The organism is Petrotoga miotherma DSM 10691, assembly GCF_002895605.1.
Taxonomy (GTDB): domain Bacteria; phylum Thermotogota; class Thermotogae; order Petrotogales; family Petrotogaceae; genus Petrotoga; species Petrotoga miotherma.
This window is the reverse complement of sequence record NZ_AZRM01000022.1, coordinates 1-4,751: the sequence shown is the minus strand read 5'-3', so window position 1 is coordinate 4,751 and position 4,751 is coordinate 1. Positions and strand designations below refer to the sequence as shown.

Genomic DNA, 4,751 nt, shown 5'->3' with positions numbered 1-4,751 from the left:
GCCATTTTTTGATTTAAATTTATTTTGTGTTTGAAGCCAGCTTTCATCTTTTCCTTGAACCCCTTTCGGGGTGTTGTTTTACCTGGAAAGTGTTCCCGCTGGATTTTTATAAAATCTTTCCTTGACAGTTGAGAATATCAATGCTATAATATTTCAGGGTTGAATAAGAAGCAAAAATTACGGAGAGGTGGCCGAGTGGCCGAAGGCGCTTGCCTGCTAAGCAAGTGTAGAGGTGACTCTACCGAGGGTTCGAATCCCTCCCTCTCCGCCATTTTTTATCAAAGTTTCAATGTGCCTGTAGCTCAATTGGATAGAGCGTTGGACTGCGGATCCGGAGGTTGCCGGTTCAAATCCGGCCAGGCACGCCAAATTATGCAAAATAAAATCGGTCTTATTTTAGACCGATTTTTCTTTATGCCTTTTGAACTTTTCCAGATTTTAAACATTTAGTACAAACATAAATCCTTCTTACTGTACCTTCGTCGGTAATTACTCTTATCTTTTGAAGGTTAGGCTTCCATACCCTTCTTGTTGTTACTTTTGATTTAGCAACGGTGTTTCCAGTCGCAGGACTTTTTCCGCAAATTTCACATTTTCTAGCCATCTATATTCCTCCTTAGCCTACACTTTTTTCTGTCTTTTGGAATTCTGAAACTTAATAATTAGCTCTCTTTAAAGCTCATATTTAAATTTGCCCTTTTGCATGATTTTTTTGTGAACACAAGCGCAAATTTTTCTCTTAAGAATTTTAGTTCGTTTCTCTGTAAATAAAGTACAAATCCATTTCGTTGTCACCAGAAACGTAAACTGGAAATCCTAAGATGGCACCTTTAGAATTGACTTTTACAATCTTGCCAGTAAATACGGATGGAGGAGTTACAACTATATTATAACCGTATTTTTCGAGATTAGTGGCTATGGATCCAGAAACCATATTGCCAAGTTCTCCTATAGCACTAATCGCCATATCATTAATCTCGTCTATTTTCATCATACCATCCATCATATTATTAACTATATCTTTTGCTACATTTTCGGTAAAGGAATAAAGAATATTTCCTTCAAGTTCACCAGTAAAACCTATATTAGTAACCACATCGTAATGTTTTTCGATTTCTTGGACGACATATGGCTTTTCCAAATAAATATCTATCTTTGTGATTATCTTAAAGGTGTTTTTGAGAGAGGCGAGTACTGAATTTATTATATTAACGTCTATTTAAGAGCACCTCCAGTTCTAAGACCATTTTGTTCCTTCAGCGGTATCTTTTATTTCTATACCAATTTTGCTTAAGTTATCCCTTATGTAGTCAGAAAGATTGTATAACTTTTCTTCTCTAAGAACAGATCTTACGTTTAGAATAATTTCCATTAGTTGATTTAATTCTAGATTATTCTTCTTTACTTGTTCATTAGTTTCAAAAACCCCTAAAACACTCCCATAAATATTTCTTATTATATAATAATTATTTTTTATTGTTTCTTCATCACGTGAATTTAACGCTTTGTTTAAATCTCTCGATAATTCGAAGATTCTTGCTACAACAGATGGTGTGTCAAAATCATTCGAAAGGCCACTAATGAGATACTCTTCTTGTTCCTTAAAGTAATTCATTTCTTGAGGATAAGGCACTTTCCCGTTAAAGAATTCCTCAGCTTCATTCAATGATTCTTTAACTCTATTAACTGATACCTCTTGGGTATGAAGCAGTTCCTCGCTTATATCTATAGGTATACGATAGTGTTTGCTGAGTATAAAAATTTTTAAGACATCCGAATCAAATTTTTTCAAAAGGTCTCTTAAATACCAAACGTTCCCTAAGGATTTTGACATCTTATCTTGTGCCATACGAATCATTCCGTTGTGCATCCAATATTTTGCAAAATCCTTACCACTTTTTGCTAAAGCTTGGGCTCTTTCGTTCTCGTGATGAGGAAAGATGAGATCGTTACCTCCCGCATGAATATCGAAGGTATCTCCTAGTATTTCAGAAGACATAACAGAACATTCTATGTGCCACCCTGGACGACCTTTTCCCCATGGGCTTTCCCAAAACGGTTCTCCTTCTTTTGAAGATTTCCAAAGGGCGAAGTCCAAAGGATTTTTTTTGTATTCAGAAACATCTACTCTGATCCCGACTTTCAGATCTTCAATCTTTCTGTGCGATAACTCTCCATATCTTGAAAATTTTCCAACTTCAAAGTAAACATCTCCGTTTTCAGCTTTATAAGCGTAACCTTTTTCTTCAAGTTCTTTTATATAAGATATAATTTCATCAACATAAGTAGTAGTTTTCGGGTGAAAATTAAAAGCTCTTGCTTTAAGAGCCGTCATATCTCTCCAATACTCAATTATATATCTTTTCCCTACCTCTTCGAAAGGTAGGTCCTCTTTTTTTGCTTGATCGATGATCTTATCGTCTATATCGGTGAAGTTCTGTACTAATGTAACTTTGTAACCAATATATTCTAAAAAACGTCTAAAAGCATCAAATATTATAATAGGCCTTGCATTCCCAATGTGTAACAAGTTGTAGACTGTTGGTCCACAAAGATAAATTTTTATTTCGCCTTCTTTTACCGGTATTAAATCAACTAATTGTGCACTTAATGTATCGTATATTTTAATTGTAGGAAGAGATTTCAAATCTCGATCACCCTTTGGAGCCTTTCCAAAACAGTGTTTCTACCTAACAAAAATATCGTATTTATCAAATCAGGTCCATGAAATGAATCCGTTAAAATTTTTCTTAAAGACATGTAGAATGGTTTCTTTTGAGGGTCGGCTTCGTTCATAGCATTCTTTAAATTTTCTGTTATAGTTTGTGTATCCCATCTGTCATCTTCATTGAAATACTTATAAACTAAGTTAATAGCTTCTTTTACTCCTCTTTTATCGAAGTATTCTTTAAATTCAGGATCATTTGTATCTGGGAATACATCTTTTAAAAAAACTTCCATTTTTTCGGGTATTTCACTTAATATATCAACAGAAGAAAGAATAGTTTCTAAAGCTTTAATAACCCATTTTTTGTTTACTTCATATTGTTCTTTACTTAGTAGTTTTGATCCAATCACAAAAGGTTCTGCGAGTTGATAGATTTCTTCCAGAGATTTGTTTCTTAGATACTGCCCGTTCATCCACTTTAATTTTTTCTCGTCAAATATTGCGGGGCTTGAATTGACCCTATCCAAGGTAAAATTATCAATTATTTCAGAGAGAGGCAATATTTCTTTACCTTCAGGATGAGACCAGCCAAGCAAAGCCAAATAATTGTCAACAGCTTCAGGCAAATATCCCTGAACCATAAACTCTTCGACAGAGGTAGCACCATGTCTCTTGGATAATTTTTTCCCATCTGGTCCTAAGATCATCGAAACATGTGCAAATATTGGGGGTTCCACCTCAAAAGCTTCATAAATTGCCATTTGTCGCAAAGTGTTTGGTAGATGATCGTCCCCCCTGATAACATGGGTGATTTTCATTTCTATATCGTCCACAACGACAGCAAAATTATATGTAGGTATACCGTTGCTTCTTAGAATTATAAAATCACCTATAGAACCTTTCTTAAAGATAACTTTACCCTTTATTTTATCATCGAGTTCATAATCTTTTTGAGGCATCTTCAAAAAAACAACGGGGTTTAACCCTTTGTAATTGTACTCTTCAATTCTCTCCTCTGTGTTGTACTTTGAAATCAAATCATATGTATAATGTGGTGGTTTACCTTCGCTGATTAACTGGTTTTTTACTTCTTCTATTTCTTCTGGTGAGATATATGCCTCATATGCTTTCCCTTTTTCTATTAGTTCTTTTGCTCTTCGTTGGTAGATTTCTAACCTTTCACTCTGTCTATATGGTCCATAATCTCCACCGATTAGAGGCCCTTCATCCCAATTCAAATCCAACCATTTTAGAGTGTTTATAAGTTGATCTTCGGATTCTTTTGTTGAACGTTCTATGTCTGTGTCTTCAATTCTTAAGATAAATTTTCCTTCATTTTTTTTGGAAAAGAGATAGTTAAAAAGTGCTGTTCTAGCTCCACCAACGTGAAGATACCCTGTTGGACTTGGTGCAAATCTTGTTTTTACAGTATTTGAGATCATCGTTTAGTCCTCCAAAATTTTTTGATTTTATTAAAGAAGTAAATATTTGTAGAAAGCACAAATACTTTTTGAATCGGTAATTTCACCTTTTTTTATCATCTCTTTCATTTCATCTGTGGTTACTTTTAAGACTTCAACAAACTCGTCATCATCTGGATTGACTCCTACTTCAGTTAATTCTTTGGCCAGATATAAATATATTTTTTCCGTTGAAAAACCTGGGGTTGTGTATATGTATCCTAACTCAACCCATTTGTTTGCTTGCTTTCCTATTTCTTCTTCTAACTCCCTTTTACCGCATTCCAAAGGGTCCTCATTAGGTGAGTCAAACTTTCCTGCAGGTATTTCTATTAATACTTTTCTTATTGGGAATCTGTATTGTTTAACGAGGTAGATGTTTCCTTCATTATCTACTGGCAATATTGCTACTGCTCCAGGATGGTTAACAACTTCCCTGGTTGATGTGTTTTTGTTTGGTAATTCAACGTTGTATTTTTCTAGATTCAAGATTTTTCCTCTAAAGATAACTTCTTTTGATAGTTCTTTTTCTATTAAATCCATAGTAGTTAGACTCCTAAATTTTGATTTTGTTGTTTTTTGAAATTCTTAAACTTTTTATATAGCGCCCCTTTGCCCCGCTC

General features: G+C 34.4%; 5 protein-coding genes and 2 tRNA genes. 2 read left to right on the top strand and 5 right to left on the bottom strand.

The genetic code is table 11. From position 1 onward, the window contains the following. The first annotated feature begins 181 nt into the window (after window positions 1-181). Together X928_RS04365 and X928_RS04360 are read left to right on the top strand one after the other, a co-directional pair. Window positions 182-271: transfer RNA gene (locus X928_RS04365), tRNA-Ser, on the top strand. 20 nt (window positions 272-291) lie between these two features. Continuing rightward, a tRNA-Arg gene (locus tag X928_RS04360) sits at window positions 292-368 on the top strand. A gap of 44 nt (window positions 369-412) precedes the next feature. On the opposite strand, the gene rpmB is transcribed toward X928_RS04360, so the two are convergent. The 5 genes from rpmB to X928_RS04335 all read right to left on the bottom strand — a co-directional run bounded on the left by rpmB (window position 413) and on the right by X928_RS04335 (window position 4,671). Further along, window positions 413-604 carry a 50S ribosomal protein L28 gene (gene rpmB / locus X928_RS04355; protein ID WP_103078655.1) on the bottom strand — a complete coding sequence of 64 codons (192 nt, stop codon included), beginning with the start codon at window positions 602-604 and terminating at the stop codon, window positions 413-415. 144 nt (window positions 605-748) lie between these two features. Continuing rightward, on the bottom strand, window positions 749-1,141 hold the full coding sequence (locus X928_RS04350; RefSeq protein WP_245857173.1) for a chemotaxis protein CheX: 393 nt from the start codon (window positions 1,139-1,141) through the stop codon (window positions 749-751). A gap of 96 nt (window positions 1,142-1,237) precedes the next feature. Then, window positions 1,238-2,629 carry a cysteine--tRNA ligase gene (cysS, locus tag X928_RS04345; RefSeq protein ID WP_169926305.1) on the bottom strand — a complete coding sequence of 464 codons (1,392 nt, stop codon included), beginning with the start codon at window positions 2,627-2,629 and terminating at the stop codon, window positions 1,238-1,240. Window positions 2,630-2,643: 14 nt separating this feature from the next. Continuing rightward, window positions 2,644-4,110 (bottom strand): glutamate--tRNA ligase, encoded by a 1,467-nt coding sequence (gene gltX, locus X928_RS04340; protein ID WP_103078652.1) that lies wholly within the window; start codon window positions 4,108-4,110, stop codon window positions 2,644-2,646. A gap of 30 nt (window positions 4,111-4,140) precedes the next feature. After that, window positions 4,141-4,671, bottom strand: a complete 531-nt coding sequence (locus X928_RS04335; RefSeq protein ID WP_103078651.1) for an NUDIX domain-containing protein — start codon at window positions 4,669-4,671, stop codon at window positions 4,141-4,143. Between the last annotated feature and the right edge of the window lie 80 nt (window positions 4,672-4,751).